Raw genomic sequence first — 19,165 nt, 5'->3', positions numbered from 1 at the left:
CGTGTCAGAGCCAGGCATCGACCAGGAACCAGAGCAGGAGCGGGGCGGGGACCGGGACCTCGACCGCATAGCCGTCATCGGCATGGCCGGCCGCTTCCCCGGCTCCCCCGACATCGAGACGTTCTGGTCCCACCTCGAACAGGGCCGGGAGGGCATCACCACCTTCACCGACGGCGAACTCGTCGCCGACGGCGTGGACCCGACGCTGCTGGAGCGCGACGACTACGTCAAGGCCAAGGGGGTCCTGCAGGACGCCGACCTGTTCGACGAGGGCTTCTTCGGCTACAGCCCCCGCGAGGCGGAGATCATGGACCCGCAGCACCGGGTCTTCCTCGAATGCGCCTGGCAGGCCCTGGAGTCGGCCGGCGTCGACCCCCACCGCTTCGACGGCCGCATCGGTGTCTTCGCCGGGGCCGGATTCAACTCGTACCTGCTGTTCAACCTGATGAACAACCAGCCGGTCCTGGACAAGGCCGGCATGTACCAGGTCCTGCTCAGCGGCGACAAGGACTTCCTGGCCACCCGGACCTCGTACAAGCTCGACCTCAAGGGTCCCAGCGTCACCGTCCAGACCGCCTGCTCCACCTCGCTGACCGCCGTGCACCTGGCCTGCCAGAGCCTGCTCAACGGCGAGTGCGACATCGCCCTGGCCGGCGGCGTGTCGGTCTCCGCGCCGCTGCGCAGCGGCTACGTGCACGAGCCCGGCGGCATCCTGTCGCCCGACGGGCACTGCCGCGCCTTCGACGCCGACGCGTCCGGAACCGTCGCCGGCAACGGCGTCGGCGTGGTGGTGCTGCGCCGCCTCGCCGACGCCCGAGACGGCAGCGACAGCATCGACGCCGTCATCCTGGCCACCGCCGTCAACAACGACGGCTCGCTGAAGGCCGGTTACACCGCGCCCAGCGTCGACGGCCAGACCGAGGTCATCGCCGAGGCGCTGGCCCTGGCCGACATCGACCCGGCCACCGTCGGCTACGTCGAGACCCACGGCACGGGCACCCCGCTCGGCGACCCCATCGAGATCGCCGCCCTCACCCGGGCCTTCCGGGACGGCACCGACGACCAGGGCTACTGCGCGATCGGCTCGGTGAAGAGCAACGTCGGCCACCTGGACGCCGCGGCCGGCGTCACCGGCCTGATCAAGGCCGCCCTCGCCCTCAAGCACCAGGCCATCCCGCCGACCCTGCACTGCGACCGGCCGAACCCCGACCTCGCCCTGGACACCAGCCCGTTCTACGTCAACACCGAACTGCGCCCGTGGCCCCGCACGGACGAACCGCGCCGGGCCGGAGTCAGCTCCTTCGGCATCGGCGGCACCAACGTGCACGTCCTGCTGGAAGAGGCACCGGCCCCCACCACGGACGTCCCGGAACCTGGCCGTGCGCTGCGGCTGCTGACGCTGTCGGGGAAGACCCCCCAGGCGCTGGCCGACAACGCGCGGAGCCTGGCCGAGCACCTCCAGCGCCACCCGGACACCGACCTCGACGCCGCCGCCTACACCCTGGCCTGCCGCCGGCATGCCTTCGACCACCGCGCCACCGTGGTCTGCCGGGGCGTCGAGGACGCCGTGACGGCGCTGCGCGACCTCGCCCAGGCCGCCCCCGCGCAGGCCTGCGCCGAGCGGGCCCCGGTCGCCTTCCTGTTCCCCGGCCAGGGCGCCCAGTACGTCGGCATGGGCCGCGAACTGTACGCCCACGAGACGGTGTTCGCCGTGGAGTTCGACCGGTGCGCCGAGCTGTTCGCCGAGCACCTGGGCCACGACCTGCGCGACCTGGTCTTCGCCCCCGACGGCGACGCCGAGGCCACTGCCCGGCTCACCCGCACCGAGTTCGCCCAGGCGGCGCTCTTCAGCGTCGAGTACGCCCTCGCCCGGCTGTGGTCCTCCTGGGGCGTGGCCCCGCAGGCCATGGCGGGGCACAGCATCGGCGAGTTCGTCGCCGCCACCGTGGCCGGGGTGTTCTCCCTGCCGGACGCGGCACGCCTGGTCGCCGCCCGCGGCCGTCTGGTGCAGGAGATGCCGGAGGGCGCCATGCTCACCGTCTTCCTGCCCGAGGCGGAGACCGCCGGGTGGCTGGAGGAGGGACTGTCGGTCGCGGCCGTCAACTCCACCGCCCTGACCGTGGTCTCCGGCAGCGAGCAGGCGATCGACGGTCTGGAGGCACGGCTGCAGGCCGCCTCCGTCGCCTGTCGCCGGCTGCACACCTCGCACGCCTTCCACTCTCCCGACATGGCCGGCGCCGTCGAGCCCTTCGTCGACGAGGTACGCAAGGCCACCCTGCGAGCCCCCGAGATCCCGTTCCTGTCCAACGTCACCGGCACCTGGATCACCGACGAGCAGGCCACCAGCCCCGAGTACTGGGGCGCCCAGCTGCGCGAGCCGGTCCGGTTCCGCGACGCCCTCGACGTCCTGTTCGCCGACCCGGCCCTGGTGCCCCTGGAGGTCGGCCCCGGACAGACCCTCGCCAACTTCGTCCGCGCCCACCGCTCCTGGACATCCGGCCGGACCGTCGCCGGGTCGCTGCCGCACCCCGGCGACCGCACCGGCGAGAGCAGGCTGCTGCTGGCCGGCCTGGGCGCCATGTGGAGTGCGGGGGCCGCGGTGGACTGGGCGGCCTTCCACGCCGGCGAGCACCACCACCCGGTGCGACTGCCCGGCTACGCCTTCCAGCGGCGCCGCTTCTGGGTGGAGCCCGACCGCCGGACCACGGACCGCGCGAAGGCACCCGCGGCGGCCTCCCCGGCCGACTGGTTCTCCAGCCCCGGCTGGAAACGCCTGCCGTTCACACCGCAGCCGGACGCCGCCGCCCCCTCGGCCGTCTGGGTGCTGCTCGGTGCCGAACTGCCCCTCGGGCGCGCACTGGCCGCCCGGCTGACAGCCGCGGGCGAGCACGTCGTCCGGGTCACCGCCGGCGACACGCCCGGCGAGGACACCGACGGCGGGTGGACCGCCGACCCGGCCGACCGCGAGCACCTCGCCGCGGTCCTGCGCTCCCCGGCCGTACAGGAGGCCGGGCAGGAGCGGCGGATCCACCTGGTGCACCTGTGGAGCGCCGCGATCGCACCGCACGACGGCCCGCCGACCGAAGAGCGGCTGGAGGACGCACGGCGGCTCGGCTTCGACAGCCTGCTCGCTCTCGCCCAGGCCCTCGCCGACACCCGCCCCGAGGGCCGGGTGACCCTCGACGTCCTGTGCCGCGGCGTGTTCGCCGTCACCGGGGACGAACCGCTGCAGCCGGAGAACGCCACCGTGCTGGGTGCCTGCACGGTGATCCCGCAGGAGACCCCCGGCACCGCCTGCCGCGCCCTGGACATCACCGGCGCCGACCCCCACGCCCCGCACGACGGCCTGGTCGAGGCCCTGCACACCGCGCTGACCTCGTCCTCGGACGAACCCGAACTCGCGCTGCGCGGCCGGCACTGGTGGCGCCGCGACTTCGACGCCGTGACGCTGGACGGTGCCGACCGCACCGGCCTGCGCGACGGCGGCGGCTACCTGATCACCGGCGGCCTGGGCGGCATCGGACTGGCGATGGCCGAACACATCGCGCGTACCGTGGACCGGCCGGTGCTCGGCCTGCTCGGCCGCTCGCCGTTCCCCGCCGAGGACACCTGGGACGACTGGCTCGCCGGCCACGACCGGCAGGACCCGGTCAGCGTCCGCATCCGCCGGCTGCGGCACCTGGCCGAACGCGGCGCCCGCGTCCTCGTCCTGCAGGCCGACGTCACCGACGAGGAGCAGACCGCCCGGGCCGCCCAGCGGGTACGCGACCTGGCAGGCGCCCTGCACGGCGTCGTCCACGCCGCCGGCCGGCCCTCTCAGGGCATGATCCTCACCAAGTCCCGCGCCGAGGCCGACGACGTGCTCGCCGCCAAGACCCGCGGCACCCTCGTACTGGACCGGGTCTGCCGCGAGGACCGGCTGGACTTCCTGCTGCTGTGCTCCTCCGTCACCGCTCTGCTGGGCGGCCCCGGCCAGAGCGACTACGCCGCGGCCAACGCCTTCCTGGACGCGTTCGCCCAGTGGAAGCGGCAGGTGAGCGGCACCGCCGTCACGGCCGTGGGCTGGGACACCTGGCGCGAGGTCGGCATGGCGGCCGGGCTGACCGACCGGTTCGGCGCCGGCTCCACCGGCACCCCGACCGGGCACCCGCTGCTGCAGCGCCTGGTGCACACCGGCCCCGGCTCGCGCACCTACGCCACCACGCTCAGCACCGAAGACCACTGGATCGTGGGCGACCACCGCATCATGGGCCACGGACTCGTGCCCGGCACCGCCTACCTGGAACTGGTGCGGGCCGCCGTCGCCGAACAGGCCGCCGGCCGCACCATCGAGATCGGCGACGTGCAGTACCTCACCCCGGTCGTGGTCCCCGACGGGCAGACCCGTGAGGTCTTCACCACCGTCGAGGAACGCGACGGCCAGTGGCGGTTCGCGGTGCGCAGCCGCACCGGCGCCCCGGGGGCGGCGGCCTGGACCGACCACGCCCTCGGCTCCCTGGCCTTCCACGACAGCGGTCCCGACACCGTCCGGGACCTGACCGCGCTCGCCGCCGACTGCGGCGTCACCCACGTCCTGGACACCCCGGAGACGATCCAGGAGGGCCTGCGGCTGGACCGGTTCCAGCGCGGCGGACCGATCGAGTTCTCCTTCGGCCCCCGCTGGGACTGCATGCACCGGATCGAGGTCGGACCGAACCGGCTGTTCGCCACCCTCGGACTCGGTCCCGAGCACGCAGCCGACCTCGACGACTACCTGCTGCACCCCGCGCTGCTGGACGCCGTCGGCGGAACCGCCCGGGTCTACGCCACCGACACGTACTACCTGCCGTTCAGCTACCGAAGCCTGCGCGTCCACCACGGCCTGACCCCCACCATCCACTGCCTCGCACGGCTGAAGGAGTCCACCGACGCCACGGGCGAGACCATGACCTGCGACCTGGAGGTCCTCGACCCCGAGGGCCGGGTGCTCGTCGAGATCACGGACTTCACGATCAAGCGGATCAACGACCTCGAAGGCCTGCGCGACCAGATCGCCCGCTCTGCCGCGCCGCCCGCCGAGACCGGTTCCGGCACCCCCGACGCCGCCGGCGGAGTGCTGAGCGCCCTCGGCGAGGGCATCAGCGAGGAGCAGGGCCAGGACGCCTTCGCCCGCATCCTGGCCGCCTCGGACCTGCCCGGTCACCTGCTGGTCTGCCACCGCGACATGGCCGAACTGCGCGACCTGGCCCGCTCGCTGACGCCCGAGCTGCTGGCCCGGGAGATGGAGCAGTTCGCCGCACCCGGCGGCGTCCACCCGCGCCCCGACCTGGCCACCCCCTTCGTCGCGCCGCGCACCGAGCGGGAACAGGCCGTCGCCGGCATCTGGTGCGACATCCTCGGCCTGGAACGGGTCGGCGTCGACGACGACTTCTTCGCCCTGGGTGGCCACTCGCTGGCCGCGGTCCAGATCGGCACCCGGATCAAGAGCCTGCTCGGCGTCGAACTGGAGCTGCGGGCCTTCTTCGACAACCCCACCGTCGCGCACACCGTCACCCTGCTGACCGCCGGACCGCGCGCACAGGATCCCGAGGACGTCATCGAGGTCCTCGCCCGCGACGAGCAGGGCCCGGACCCGGACTCCGCCGACGACCTGTCCGGCCCGTCCGACCTGTCCGAGCTGTCCGACCTGTCGGACGAGGAAGTGGAAGCCCAGCTGCGCGCCCTGCTGGCCGCCGAGGGAGAGCAGTCATGAACCGAACGCAGGCCCCGGTGGCGCTGGTCTCCGGCGGCACCCGGGGCATCGGCCGGGCGATCGCCCTGCGGCTGGCGCAGGACGGCTTCGACATCGCGATGTGCTACGCGTCCTCCGAGGACGCCGCCCGGGAGCTGGACAAGGAGATCGCCGGGCTCGGCCGCCGCACCTGCGTCCGCCGCGCCGACGTCAGCGACCCGGCCGCCGTGGACTCGTTCGTCGAGGAGGCCGAGGACACGCTCGGCCCGCTCGACGTGGTGGTCGCCTCGGCCGCGGTGCTGCGGGACAACCCGCTGATCGCGATGGAGGACGAGGACTGGCACGACGTGCTGCGCACCAACCTCGACGGTGTCTACCACGTCTGCCGCTCCGTCATCGAAGGCATGGTCCGACGCCGCCGTGGCGCGATCGTCACCCTGTCCTCGGTCGCCGGTATCCACGGCAACGCCGGACAGACCAACTACGCCGCATCCAAGGCCGGGATCATCGGCTTCACCACCTCGCTGGCGCGCGAGGTGGGCAGGTACGGGATCCGAGCGAACGTGGTGGCGCCCGGCTTCATCACCACCGATCCGGTGCTCAGCCTTCCGAAGGACCTGCAGGACGACTTCGCCCGGCGTATCGCGCTCGGCCGGTTCGGCCGCCCGGAGGAGGTCGCCGACCTCGTCTCCTTCCTGGTGTCCGACCGCGCCGGCTACATCACCGGCAGCACCTTCCGGATCGACGGCGGCATGGCCGGCTGACCGCCCCGTCCGGGGTTCTTCGACCACCCGCCGCCCCACCGCGGCCCCGTCCGACGCGCACAAGCACAACTGCGGGAACTCCTCGCCGCGGAGTCCGCCGCCGAGACCAACGATCAGGAGACTGGCGCATGACCGATATCGACCTGACCAGCCTCACACCGGAGCAGAAGCGCGCTCTTCTGGCCGAGCGGTTGCGGCGCAAGGGCGGAGACCGGCCCCCGGCGCGCAAGCGGCGGTTCATCGCATCGTTCCCCCAGCAGCGCATGTGGTTCCTGGACCAGCTCAACCCGGGCAGCGCCGCCTACAACATCCCGGCGGCGGTGCGCGTGCACGGCCCGCTCGACGTGGAGGTCTGGCGCCGCAGCCTCGCCGAGATCGTCCGCAGGCACGAGTCGCTGCGCACCACGTTCGACGAGGCCGACGGCGAGCCGGTGCAGGTCGTGCACGACTCCGGTGAGCTGGAGCTGACCGTCGTGGAGTGCGGGCACCTGCGCGGCCCCGACGGCGAGGCGGGCATCCGGGAGCTGGCGCGCGAGGAGTTCGCCCGACCCTTCGACCTGGGCACCGGGCCGCTGATGCGGATGCGGTTCCTGCGCCTGGCCGCCGACGAGCACGTCCTGCTGCTCACCATGCACCACATCGTCGCCGACCTGTGGTCCACGTCGGTGCTCTTCGGCGAGCTGGCCGCCCTGTACCAGGCCTACCTCACCGGAACCGAGCCCGCACTGCCCGAACTGCCCGTCCAGTACGCCGACTACGCGGCCTGGCAGCGCAAGAAGCTGGCGGGCCCGGGCTTCGCCGACGAGGTCGAGCACTGGAAGAAGACGCTCGAGGGCGCCGCGCCGATCCTCGAACTGCCGACCGACCGGCCGCGGCCCGCCGTGCTGGGCACGGCAGGCGGTTCGCGCCCCTTCCACCTGCCCGCCTCCGTGATGAACGGCGTGCGCGAACTGGGCCGGCGCACCGGCGCCACCCCGTTCATGACCCTGCTCGCCGCCTACGTCGTCCTGTTGCACCGCTACAGCAGACAGGAGGACATCGTCGTCGGCGTGCCGGTGGCCAACCGCGGTCAGTCCCAGGTCGAGCGGCTCATCGGCTACTTCGTCAACACGCTCGCGATCCGCAACGACGTCACCGGCAACCCGACGTTCACCGAGCTGCTCGGCCGGGTGCGCCAGGCCGCCCTCGACGCCTTCGCCCACCAGGAGGTGCCCTTCGAGCGGCTGGTGGAGGAGCTGGCCCCGGAGCGGGACCTGTCGCGGTCGCCGGTCTTCCAGGTGTCGTTCGTCTTCCAGAACATCCCGGTGCCCGAGTTCGACGTCGGCGGGCTGCGCTTCGAGCTGATGGAGGTGGCCAGCTCCACTGCGCGGTTCGACCTCGAACTGCAGGTGTTCGAGCAGGGCGACGCGCTCAGCGGCTGGTTCGAGTACAACACCGAGCTGTTCGACGCGGCCACGGTCGACCGCATGGGCGGCCACCTGAAGGTGCTCCTGGACAACCTGCTCGCCGACCCGGAGCAGCCGGTCCTGGACGTCGCACTGCTGACCGAGGCCGAGGAAGGCGAACAGCGCAGGGAGCGGGAGGACACCCGCAACGAGTGGCCCGACCAGCTGCTCACCCACCAGCGCATCGAGCAGCAGGCGGCGCTGCGGCCGGACGCCGAGGCGGTGTACTGCCAGGGGGAGACGCTCACCTACGCCCGGCTCGACGCGTCCGCGAACCAACTGGCCCGCAGGCTCAAGAGCCTCGGCGTCGGGCGCGACGTGATGGTCGGGGTCTGCCTCGAGCGCTCGCTCGACATGGTCGTCGCCGTGCTGGCCGTGCTGAAGGCGGGCGGCGCCTACGTACCCATCGACCCGAAGCTGCCCCGGGACCGGGTGGCGTTCATGATCGAGGACGCCGGGCTGCCCGTCCTGATCACCCAGAGTTCGGTGGCGCCCGGCCTGCCGGAGTCCGAGGCCACGACCCTGTGCGTGGACGCACTGCGCGAGGAGATCGCCGCCGAGTCCGCGGAGGTCCTCGGCGAGCCGGTCGGCGGCGAGGACCTCGCCTACGTGATCTACACATCGGGCTCGACCGGGCGCCCGAAGGGCGTCCAGCTGCCGCACCGCGCGTTGCGCAACCTCTTCTGGGCCATGAAGCAGTGGCCGGGCATCGACGCCGACGACAGCCTGCTCGCGGTCACCACCCTGTCGTTCGACATCGCGACGCTGGAACTGCTGCTGCCGCTCGTCGAGGGCGCCCGCGTGGTGCTCGCCACCCGCGAGGTCGCCACCGACGGCAAGCTGCTGGCCGAGGAGATGGCCGCCACCGGCGCGACCATGATGCAGGCGACCCCCTCCACGTGGCGGATGCTGCTCGACGCCGGCTGGCCCGGCGTCCCGGGTCTGCGCGGGCTGATCTGCGGCGAGGCGCTGCCCCCCGACCTGGCACGACGCCTGCTGGCCAAGGGCGTCGACCTGTGGAACATGTACGGCCCGAGCGAGACCACGATCTACTCGCTGGGCACCCGGATCGTGGACGACACGATCACCATCGGCCGGCCCATCGCCAACACCGAGGTGCACATCCTCGACCCCGAGGGCCGTCCGGTGCCGCCGGGCGTTCCCGGCGAGCTGTGCATCGGCGGCGCCGGTCTGGCGCGCGGCTACATCAACCGGCCGGAGCTGACGGCCAGACAGTTCATCGCCAGCCCCTTCGAGTCCGACCTGGCCGACCGCCTGTACCGCACCGGCGACCTCGTGCGGCGCCGGGTGGACGGCACCGTCGACTACCTCGGCAGGATCGACCACCAGGTCAAGCTGCGCGGCTACCGGATCGAGCTGGGCGAGATCGAGTCGGTGCTGATGTGGCAGGAGTACGTGCTGGACTCGGTCGTCGTGGTCCGCGAGGACCAGCCGGGCGACAAACGTCTGGTCGCCTACCTGGTGACGGACCCGGCGGCCGGGCCGGCCGACGAACTGCGCCGCCGGCTGCGGGCCGCGCTGGCCGAGAAGCTCCCCGACTACATGGTCCCGTCCGCGTTCGTCTTCCTCGACGCGCTGCCGCGCACCCCGAGCGGCAAGACCGACCGGGGCGCGCTGCCCGCGCCCGAGCCGGGCCAGGAGACCCGCGCGGCGGCGGCGTACGTCGCACCCCGCGACGCCGAGGAGAAGGCCCTGTGCGACCTGTTCGCCCAGGTGCTGAACGTGCCCAGGGTGGGCATCGACGACAGCTTCTTCGCCCTCGGCGGGCACTCGCTGCTCGCCACCCGGCTGGTGGCGAGGATCCGCGCCACGCTCGGCGCCGAGGTACCGGTGCGCGCCCTGTTCGAGAAGCAGACCGTGGCCGGGCTGGCCGAGCTGCTGCGGCAGGGCGGCGGCGACGCGCGGCCCGCGCTGACCCCGATGACCCGCCCCGACGCGCTGCCACTGTCCTTCGCCCAGCGGCGGCTGTGGTTCCTGCACCAGATGGAGGGCCCTTCGCCCACCTACAACCTCCCGGTGGTGCTGCGCCTCACCGGCGCGCTGGACGTGGACTGCCTGCGAGCCGCCCTCGCCGACGTCGTCGCCCGCCACGAGGCGCTGCGGACCGTCTTCCCGGACACCGGCACCGTGGCGTGCCAGCACGTCCTCGACCCCGCACAGGCGCGCCCCGCGCTGCCGGTGACCGAGATCGACGACGCCGGCCTCAACGACGCGGTGGCCGCCGCGGTCCGGCACTCGTTCGACCTGACCCGCGAGATCCCGCTGCACGCGGAGCTGTTCACGGTCGGTGCCGACACGCACGTGCTGGCCGTCGTCGTCCACCACATCGCGGCGGACGGCTGGTCGCTCGCCCCGCTGCGGCACGATCTGGCGACCGCCTACCGGGCGCGGCTGGCCGGCCACGCACCCGACTGGGCTCCGCTGCCCGTGCAGTACGCCGACTACACCTTGTGGCAGCGCCGGTACCTCGGCGCACAGGACGATCCCGAGAGCACCTGGTCGCGCCAACTGGACTACTGGCGCGACGCGTTGGACGGCCTGCCCGAGCGGATCGCCCTCCCGGTCGACCGGCCGTACCCGGCCGAGGCGTCCCACGACGGGGACACCCTCACCTTCCGGTGGGACGCCGACCTGCACGAGGGGCTGGCCCGCCTGGCGCGCGGCTGCGACGTCAGCATGTTCATGGTGCTCGACGCGGCGCTGGCGGTGCTGCTCGGCCGTCTCGGCGCCGGTGCGGACATCCCCATCGGCGTGGCCACCGCGGGCCGCGACGACCAGGCCACCGAGAACCTGATCGGCTTCTTCGCCAACACCCTCGTGCTGCGCACCCGGACCTCCGACCGGCAGACGTTCCGCGAACTGCTCGGCGCGGTGCGCGAACGCACCCTCGACGCCCTGGCGCACCGGGACATCCCGTTCGAGGCCCTCGTGGACAGCCTGCGGCCGGCCCGCTCGATGTCGCACCACCCGCTGGTCCAGGTCCTGCTGTCCTGGCAGAGCGTGAGCGACGAGACCCTGGACCTGCCCGGCGTCGAGGCTGCGCCCATGGTGATGGGCACCGGCACGGCCAGGATGGACCTGACCTTCCTGCTCCACGAGCGCCTGACGGGCGACGGCACACCCGCCGGCATCGAGGGCGGCATCGAGTACAACGCCGACGTCTTCGACCCGGACACCGTACGCGCGATGGTGCGCAGACTGCGCCAGGTGCTGCTGGCGATGATCACCGACCCCGACCAGCCGATCGGTGACGTCGACGTGCTCACCCCGGCCGAGCGGCACCGCGTACTCAAGGAGTGGAACGGCGCGGACGGCGAGGTGCCCACGGCCGGGCTCGCCGAACTGTTCGACGCGCAGGCGGCCCGCACCCCGCACGCCCTCGCGGTCAGCTGTGGTGACGAGCGGCTGACCTACGGCGAACTCGCCGTGGCCGCGGACCGGCTCGCCGTGCGGCTGCGCGAGCTGGGGATCGGCGCCGAAGGCGGCGAGGACGCGGTGTGCCTGATGATGGAGCGCTCCGCGCGGCTGCCCGTGGCGATCCTGGCCGTGATCAAGGCCGGCGGCGTGTACGTGCCGCTGGACCCCCGCTACCCCGAGTCCCGGATGAGGCTGATCATGGCCGACACCGGCGCGAGCGTGCTCCTCGTGGACGGGGAGGGACCGCAACACCCCACCGTCGACGGGATGCGCGTGCTCGACGTGGCCGCCGAACCGGCCGCCGCGGGCGGTGCGGTGGACGGCGCCCGCACGCTCGCGCCGGCGGGCGGACCGGACCGGGCGGCCTACATCATGTACACCTCCGGCTCCACCGGTCGGCCCAAGGGCGTGGTGGTCACCCACCGGAACGTGGCGAGCCTCGCCGCCGACCGCCAGTGGCGCGGCGGCAACCACACCCGCGTACTGATGCACTCCCCGTCCGCGTTCGACGCCTCCACCTACGAGCTGTGGGTGCCGCTGCTGTCCGGCGGCGAGGTGGTCGTCGCACCGGCCGGCGAACTCGACCCGGACACGCTGGTGCGCACCGTCCGCGAGCGCGGCGTCACCGCCGCGTTCTTCACGACCGCGCTGTTCAACCTGCTCGTCGAGCGCGACGCCACGGCGCTGGCAGGGCTGCGCGAGGTGATGGCCGGCGGCGAGGCCCATGCGCCCCTGGTGTTCGACAAGGCGCGGGCCGCGTGTCCCGACACCGAGTTCTTCAACATCTACGGGCCGACCGAGACGACGACGTTCGCCGTGCTGCAGAACATCCGCGAGGCGGCCGGCGGCACCGTGCCCATCGGCTCGCCGATGGACGACACCCGCGCCTATGTGCTCGACGAGTCGCTGCGGCCGGTGCCGGCCGGCGTCCCCGGCGAGCTGTACCTCGCCGGCTCGGGCCTGGCCCGCGGCTACCTCGGGCAGCCGGGACTGACCGCGCAGCGGTTCGTCGCCTGCCCGTACGGCGCGCCGGGCGAACGGATGTACCGCACCGGTGACCTGGTCCGCTGGAACGCCGACGGACAGATCGTCTACCTCGGCCGGACCGACGACCAGGTCAAGATCCGCGGCTTCCGGATCGAACCGGACGAGATCAAGAGCACGCTGGGGGCGCACCCGGCCGTGGCGGACGCCGCCGTGGTGGTGCGTCAGAAGCCCGCCGGCGGCAAGGACCTCGTCGGCTACGTCGTGCTCGCCGACGGCGCGTACGCCGATCCCGCCGAGCTGCGCGCGTTCGTGGCAGAGCGGCTGCCGCAGTACATGGTGCCGGTCGTGGTGATGGTGCTCGACGCGTTCCCGATGACCGGCAACGGCAAGATCGACCGCCGCGCGCTGCCCGCGCCGGACCTCGGCGGCGGTATCCGGTCCAGGGCGGCGCAGACGCCGGCCGAGCAGATCCTGTGCGCCGTGTTCGCCGAGGTGCTCGGGGTGCCCGAGGTGGGTGCCGAGGCCGGCTTCTTCGACCTCGGCGGGGACAGCATCCAGGCCACCCAGCTGGTCGCCCGGGCCCGCACGGCAGGGCTGGTGTTCACCGTCCGGGACGTGTTCACCCAGCAGACGGTGGAGGGCATCGCCCAGGTGGCGAGGCCGGTCGGCGAAGACACCGGGGAGAGCGTCACGGACGTCGGCACCGGCGAGATCCCGCTGCTGCCGGTCGTGGAACGCCAGCGGCAGCAGGGCGGCTCGGTGGTCGGCTTCGACCTGTCCGCGACCGTCGGCCTGCCGCCGGACGTGGACGAGGAGCGGCTGACCGCGGCGCTGCAGGCGGTGGTCGACCGGCACGACGCGCTGCGCATGCGGCTGGTGGTCGCACCCGACGGGCAGTGGTCGCTGCACGCGGACGAACCCGGCACGGTACGGGTCGCGGACATCCTGCGCCGCGTGGACACCGGCGGGTCGGCCGAAGCGGACGCGCGGGCGATCGTCGCCGAGGAGACGGCCGCCGCCAAGCGGCGGCTCGACCCGGAGCGTGGAGCGATGCTCCAGCCGGTGTGGTTCGACGCCGGGGCCGGGCGCGCAGGCAGGCTGCTGCTCGCCGTGCACCACTTCGCCGTCGACGGCGTGTCCTGGCGGATCCTGCTGGCCGACCTCGCCGCCGCGTGGGACGCGGTGGCCGCGGGCCGCGACCCGGTCCTCGCGCCGGTGGCGACGTCGCTGCGCGGCTGGGCGGCCAGAGTGGCCTCCGCCGAGGGCATCGAGCGGCACCGCGCCGAACTGCCGGTGTGGCAGGGCGTCCTGCGCGACGCCGTCCCGCTGGTGGCCGGCGAGCTGGACGCGGAACGTGACGTCACCGGCTCCGAGGGACGGCTGTCGGTCACCCTGCCGGCCGCGGACACCACGCCGCTGGTCGGACAGGTGCCCGCGGTGTTCCGCAGCGGCATCCAGGACGTGCTGCTGACCGCCTTCGGGCTCGCCGTCGGACGGTGGCGCGCCCGCCGGTCCGGCGCGGACGGCGCCGACGGCACGCCGGTGGTGCTGGACGTGGAGAGCCACGGCAGGCACGAGCACCTGGTCGACGGCGTCGACCTGTCCCGCACGGTGGGCTGGTTCACCAGCGTCCACCCGGTCCGCCTCGACCCGGGCGCGCTGTCCTGGGACGAGGTGACCGGCGCGGGCAGCGAGCTGGCGGACGCGGTCGCGCGCACCGGCAGGCAGCTGCGGGCGATTCCGGAGCGCGGCCTCGGCTACGGGCTGCTGCGCCACCTCGACCCGGAGACCGCGCCGCTGCTCGCCGCGCTGCCCGCACCGCAGGTGCTGTTCAACTACCTCGGCCGGGTGCCCGTCACCGACGAGGAGACGCCGTGGCTGCCGCTGCGGGACGACACCGCGCCCGGCACCACCGGCGCCCGGCCGCTGCCGTATCCGCTCGAGGTCAACGCCGTCACCCAGGACGGCCCGGACGGCCCGCAGCTGGTGGCCAACTGGAGCTGGGCCGCCTCCCTGCTCACCGAGGAGGAGGTCGGCGAACTCGCGGAGGCCTGGTTCGAGGCGCTGCGCGCCCTCGCCCGGTGCGCCCGCGCGGTCGAGGACGGCCAGGTCGTGCTGGCCCGCGACGACGACGGGCACGCCGCGGCCGTCAGCGCCGCCGACCTGCTGCACGCGCCGATCCCCAAGGCCGACCGCAGCGACGGCGCCGGACTGTCCTTCGGGCAGCTGGAGTTCCTGCTCCAGCCGGTGGGCCCCAACCACGCCCACCACGGCGTCATCACCGCCTGGCGGGTGCGCGGCGGACTCGACGTCGCCGCACTGCGCCGCGGCCTGGACGACCTGATGCAGCGGCACGACATCCTGCGCACCCGCTACGTCCAGCGGGGCTCGGCGACCCTGCAGTTCGCCGACGGCAGGCCCGTGTGGCCGGTCGACACCGCCGACCTGAGCGCGTACCAGGGGCAGGACCAGCACGAGCGGCTGCGCGAGCTGCTCATCGCGGAGACCGAGCGGCCCTGGCGCATCGAGGACGGGAACCTGGTCCGCTGCCTGCTCGTGCGGCTCTCCGACGAGGAGCACGCCCTGCTCCTGACGGCCCATCACATCCTCGTGGACCACTGGGGCTTCCTCGCGCTCGTCAACGAACTGTCGGAGCTGTACGCCGCCCACCGGGCGGGACGGCAGCCGAAGCTGGCCGATGTGATGGTCCAGCACCTGGACTACGCGGCCTGGGAACAGGGTCTGCTGGCCGCCGGCGCACTCGACGAGCACATCGAGCACTGGCGCGGGGAACTGGACGGCGCGGCGCGCTCGCTCGACTTCGACGCGCCGGCGCACCAGCTGGACGACTTCGTCCAGGGCTACAGCCACAGCATCGTGGTCGACGCACAGACCATGTCGGCGGTCCGGGACACCGCCCGCCGCGAGGGCGTCACCCTGTTCATGATGCTGATGGCGGCGTTCCACGTGCTGCTGCACAGCTACTCGGGCGCGACGGACATCGCGGTGAGCCACCCGCTGGCAGGCCGCGAACGACCGGAGACCAAGTGGATGGTCGGCCCGTTCATCAACGTCATCCTGAACCGCTCGCGGATGGCGGACGACCCGACCTTCCACGAACTGCTCCAGCAAGTGCTGCAGAACGAGCTGGACGCGTACTCGCACCAGAACGTCCCGATGCGCGCGCTGGTGAACGACGGCGTCATCGGGGACGGCAACCAGCTGCCCCTGCGCGTGATGCTCAACCTGCTCGGCGTGCCCAGCAACAGCCTGGCCCTGGACGGGCTCGAGGTGGCGCCGCTGGACGTGCAGGTCGGCGACGAGAGCCCGCTCCCGGGGCTGATCACCGCCATCGAGCCGCACAACCTCGACCTCTACCTGGTGGCCCGCGAGGTCGAGGGCGAGCTGCGCGGCCTGTGGGTGTACTCGCCGGACTGCATCGAGCCGCCGGTCATGGGCGCCCTGGTGCGCCAGTGGCCGCGGGTGCTGGAACTCGCCGCCCGCCACCCGGAGCTGACGGTCTCGCAGCTGCGCGACCGCGTACGGGCCGAACACGCCGAAGGAGCCGCCGAGGAGACCGACCGATAGACAGCCCCGACCCGAACCGTCCGCATCCATCACCGGAGCCGTCGTCCACGACGACGGCGGAATGTAAGGAAGACATGACTGAGAACACCTGCCCCATCACCAATGGCCTGCCGACGCTCCGGGAGCGGCCGTTCGACCCGCCGGAGGTGCTGCGCGCCCAGGGGCCGATCTCCCGGATGACCTTCCCCGACGGGTACGAGGGCTGGCTCGTCACCGACTACCAGCTGGGCCGCGACATCCTCGCCGACAAGCGGTTCAGCTCGGCCGCGACCAACAAGCACCTGGCGTTCCCGTCCGACCGCGACGCGGACCTCGGGGCGGACATCCCGGGCCTGTTCGAGCACATGGACCCGCCGGAGCACACCCGGTTCCGCAAGCGGCTGGCCGGCCAGTTCACGCTGCGCCGGATGCGGCAGCTCACGCCGCGGATCGAGGAGATCACCGCGCAGTACGCCGAGGCGATGCTCCACAAGGGACCGCCGGCCGACCTGGTCGCGGACTACTCGGTGCCGGTGTCCTCGCAGGTGATCTGCGAGCTGCTCGGGGTGCCGTTCAGCGACCGGGACCGCTTCGAGGCGGGCTCGGAGAAGCTGCTGCGCCTGGACATCGACCCGCAGGAGGCGCAGGCGGCGCTGATGGACCTGGTCGACCTCACCGGCCAGCTGCTCATGCGCAAGCAGGCCGAACCGGCCGACGACGTACTGAGCGTGCTGGTGGAGGGCGAGGACATCAGCCTCCCGGAGGCGATCGGCGCCACCCTGCTGCTGCTCGTCGCCGGGCACGAGACCACGGCGAACATGCTCTCGCTCGGCACGTACGCGCTGCTGAGCAACCCGGACCAGATGGCTCTGCTGCGCGCGGACGAGTCGCTCGTCGAGGGCGCGGTCGAGGAGCTGCTGCGCTACCTCACCGTCGTGCACGTGGGCGTGCAGCGCACCGCCACCGAGGACATCGAGATCGGCGGGGTGACCCTGAGCAAGGGGGACACGGTGCTGATCCACCTGCCCAGCGCCAACCGGGACCCCAAGCAGTTCGCCGCCGCAGACCGGCTCGACGTCACCCAGGGCCAGCTCGGCCACCTCACCTTCAGCCACGGCATCCACCAGTGCCTCGGCCAGCAGCTGGCCCGCCTGGAGCTGCGCATCGGCTACAGCACGTTGCTGCGGCGCTTCCCGGACCTGCGCCTGGCCGCGGCGGCGGAGGAGATCCCGATGCGCTCCAACATGACCGTCTACGGCGTGCACCGGCTCCCGGTGGCGTGGTGACCTGTCGGTGACAACGGCGACGGTTCAAGGTTCACCCCTGCGGAGCTGGCGGTTCCGCAGGGTCATCGCCGCGGAGTTCGTCTCCTCGGTCGGCACCCAGATGACCACGCTGGCGCTGCCGTGGTTCGTCCTGATGACCAGCGGCTCACCGGCGCGGATGGGTCTGGTGTTCGTCATCCAGATCCTGCCGGTGCCGCTGCTGGCCATGCCTGCCGGGCTGCTGGTGGCCCGGTGGGGCGCGCGCCGCGTCACGATCGTCGGAGACGTCGTCGACGCGGTGCTGGTCGCGGCCGTGCCCCTGCTGTACCGGGCGGGCATGCTGCCGTTCTGGGCGCTGCTGGTGATCGTGGCCCTCCTCGGCTGCGTCGCGTCGGCCTACCTGTCCGCGCAGCGCATGCTGCTGACCGAGGCCATCGGCCCGGACGAGGGCGCTGCCACCGCGGGCAACGCCCTGTTCGAGACCGCCACCACGACGGCGCGGCTGGTCGGCCCCGCGGTCGCCGGCTTCCTGATCAGCCAGTTCGGCGCGCTCAACGTGCTGTGGGCCGACGCGGTGTCGTTCGCGGTGTCGGCCGCGCTGCTGACCGGGCTGCCACGCCGCGAGGCGGCGCCGGAGCCGCTGTCGGCGAACCGGATGGCGGAGGGCGTGCGCTACCTGCTGCGGGACCCGGTGCTGCGAACGATGGCGCTCGCCGCGCTCGGGTACGGCACGCTCATGCCCGTCGTGCTGCTCGCGCTGCCGGTCATGGCCAGGAGCCGCTACGACGCCGACCCCCATGTGGCCGGCCTGCTGCTGGCCGCGTGGGGCGGTGGTTCCGCGCTGGGCACCGTGGTGGTCGCGCGGCTCGCGCGCCGGATCTCACCGACCCGTTTCGCGGCGTGCGGGGGAGCGGGCGCGGCGGTCGTCCTGTGGCTGCTGCCATGGGACCAGCCGGCCGGCACGGTGGCGGTGACGGTTGCGGCGGCCTGCATGTTCCTGCCCGGGGTGACCGCGCCCGCCGTCGCGTTGCTGACGCTGCGCCCACCGGAGCACCTGCGCCCGCATGTGCTTCCGGTGTTCGGCGCCGCCGTGTTCGTGGCGAGCCCGGTCGCCTACGCGGTGGCGGGCTTGCTGTTCGAGCAACTGAGCGTGCGCACGGTGCTCGTGGCGGTCGCCGTGGGGGCGAGTCTGTGCGCGCTGTTGCTGCTGAACCTGGCCGGCCGCCGGACGGAGTGATCCGCTAGTGGCTGGTCAGGGCCCCGACCAGGCTGGCCACCGTCACGGTGTTGAAGACGAACGCGATGACCGCGTTGGTCGCCACGGTCCGTCGCATCTTCCGCGAGGTGACGTTCACGTCGGTCGTGCCGAACGTCGCCATGACCGACACCGCGAAGTAGACGTAGTCGGCCCAGAGTGCCGAGCCCCCGCCGGGGAACTCCAGGGCCTTCTCGTTCTCCAGGAGGTTGTCGGCGTGGAAGGCGACGGCGAAGGACACCAGCACGCAGGCCCAGGCGCTGGCGACGAGAGCGAGCGCCACCACCACCCGGGGAGCCCAGGGCAGGGCCGAGCCCATGTGCCCTGGGCGCCACACCACCGCCACCACGAGCGCGGCTGCCGCGATGAAGATGGACACCCCTGGTCCGGGTGCGGTCCCGAGGAAGTACCGCTGCATCACGGTGCCACGGTCCTCGCGCTCGGCCCAGGTGCGGATCTGCTGCGCGGAGGCCGTCGAGAAGGCGACCACGGTGAAGGCGAGATAGGACAGGAGATAGGCGAACAGGTCGAACACGCCCATGTCCGCCACCGAGATCAGCGCCGGGCCCCCGGGGCGCGCGCGGACGAGGAGGAGAACCACCGCCGTGCAGGCCGCGACGAGAGTGCTCACTGCCTCTCGTTTGCGCCCGGAGAGCCAGGAATGCATCAGTGAGCACCTCTGTCCCGAATGTTGCTCCTTCGGCCGGTTCCGGCGAGGGATCAGTGTAATCGTG

At 72.9% G+C, this 19,165-nt stretch carries 6 protein-coding genes; 5 read left to right on the top strand and 1 reads right to left on the bottom strand.

The genetic code is table 11. The annotated features are described in order from the left end of the window. The first annotated feature begins 1 nt into the window (after nucleotide 1). The 5 genes from K7G59_RS34910 (at nucleotide 2) to K7G59_RS02610 (ending at nucleotide 18,413) form a co-directional block, all read left to right on the top strand. Nucleotides 2-5,731, top strand: a complete 5,730-nt coding sequence (locus K7G59_RS34910; RefSeq protein WP_225830132.1) for a type I polyketide synthase — start codon at nucleotides 2-4, stop codon at nucleotides 5,729-5,731. Next, nucleotides 5,728-6,474 carry a 3-oxoacyl-ACP reductase FabG gene (gene fabG / locus K7G59_RS02625; RefSeq protein WP_225830131.1) on the top strand — a complete coding sequence of 249 codons (747 nt, stop codon included), beginning with the start codon at nucleotides 5,728-5,730 and terminating at the stop codon, nucleotides 6,472-6,474. The genes K7G59_RS34910 and fabG overlap by 4 nt, the downstream gene beginning before the upstream one ends. A gap of 128 nt (nucleotides 6,475-6,602) precedes the next feature. Beyond that, nucleotides 6,603-15,932 (top strand): non-ribosomal peptide synthetase, encoded by a 9,330-nt coding sequence (locus K7G59_RS02620; protein ID WP_225830130.1) that lies wholly within the window; start codon nucleotides 6,603-6,605, stop codon nucleotides 15,930-15,932. A 74-nt stretch (nucleotides 15,933-16,006) separates the two neighbouring features. Then, nucleotides 16,007-17,197, top strand: coding sequence for a cytochrome P450 (locus K7G59_RS02615; RefSeq protein ID WP_225830129.1), 1,191 nt, complete (start codon nucleotides 16,007-16,009; stop codon nucleotides 17,195-17,197). A 7-nt stretch (nucleotides 17,198-17,204) separates the two neighbouring features. Next, on the top strand, nucleotides 17,205-18,413 hold the full coding sequence (locus K7G59_RS02610; RefSeq protein WP_225830128.1) for an MFS transporter: 1,209 nt from the start codon (nucleotides 17,205-17,207) through the stop codon (nucleotides 18,411-18,413). A 4-nt stretch (nucleotides 18,414-18,417) separates the two neighbouring features. On the opposite strand, the gene K7G59_RS02605 is transcribed toward K7G59_RS02610, so the two are convergent. Beyond that, nucleotides 18,418-19,098 (bottom strand): DUF1345 domain-containing protein, encoded by a 681-nt coding sequence (locus K7G59_RS02605; RefSeq protein WP_225830127.1) that lies wholly within the window; start codon nucleotides 19,096-19,098, stop codon nucleotides 18,418-18,420. Between the last annotated feature and the right edge of the window lie 67 nt (nucleotides 19,099-19,165).

It is taken from the genome of Streptomyces sp. NK08204 (assembly GCF_020400585.1).
Taxonomy (GTDB): Bacteria; Actinomycetota; Actinomycetes; order Streptomycetales; family Streptomycetaceae; genus Streptomyces.
The sequence above is the reverse complement of the archived record's forward strand: the minus strand, read 5'-3'. Positions and strand labels throughout refer to the sequence as shown.

Excerpts from the sequence above, each read along its gene's own strand:
- fabG (WP_225830131.1), top strand. The coding sequence starts at position 5,728 with ATGAACCGAACGCAGGCCCCGGTGGCGCTGGTCTCCGGCGGCACCCGG.
- K7G59_RS02605 (WP_225830127.1), bottom strand. The coding sequence starts at position 19,098 with ATGCATTCCTGGCTCTCCGGGCGCAAACGAGAGGCAGTGAGCACTCTC.
- K7G59_RS02615 (WP_225830129.1), top strand. The coding sequence starts at position 16,007 with ATGACTGAGAACACCTGCCCCATCACCAATGGCCTGCCGACGCTCCGG.
- K7G59_RS02620 (WP_225830130.1), top strand. The coding sequence starts at position 6,603 with ATGACCGATATCGACCTGACCAGCCTCACACCGGAGCAGAAGCGCGCT.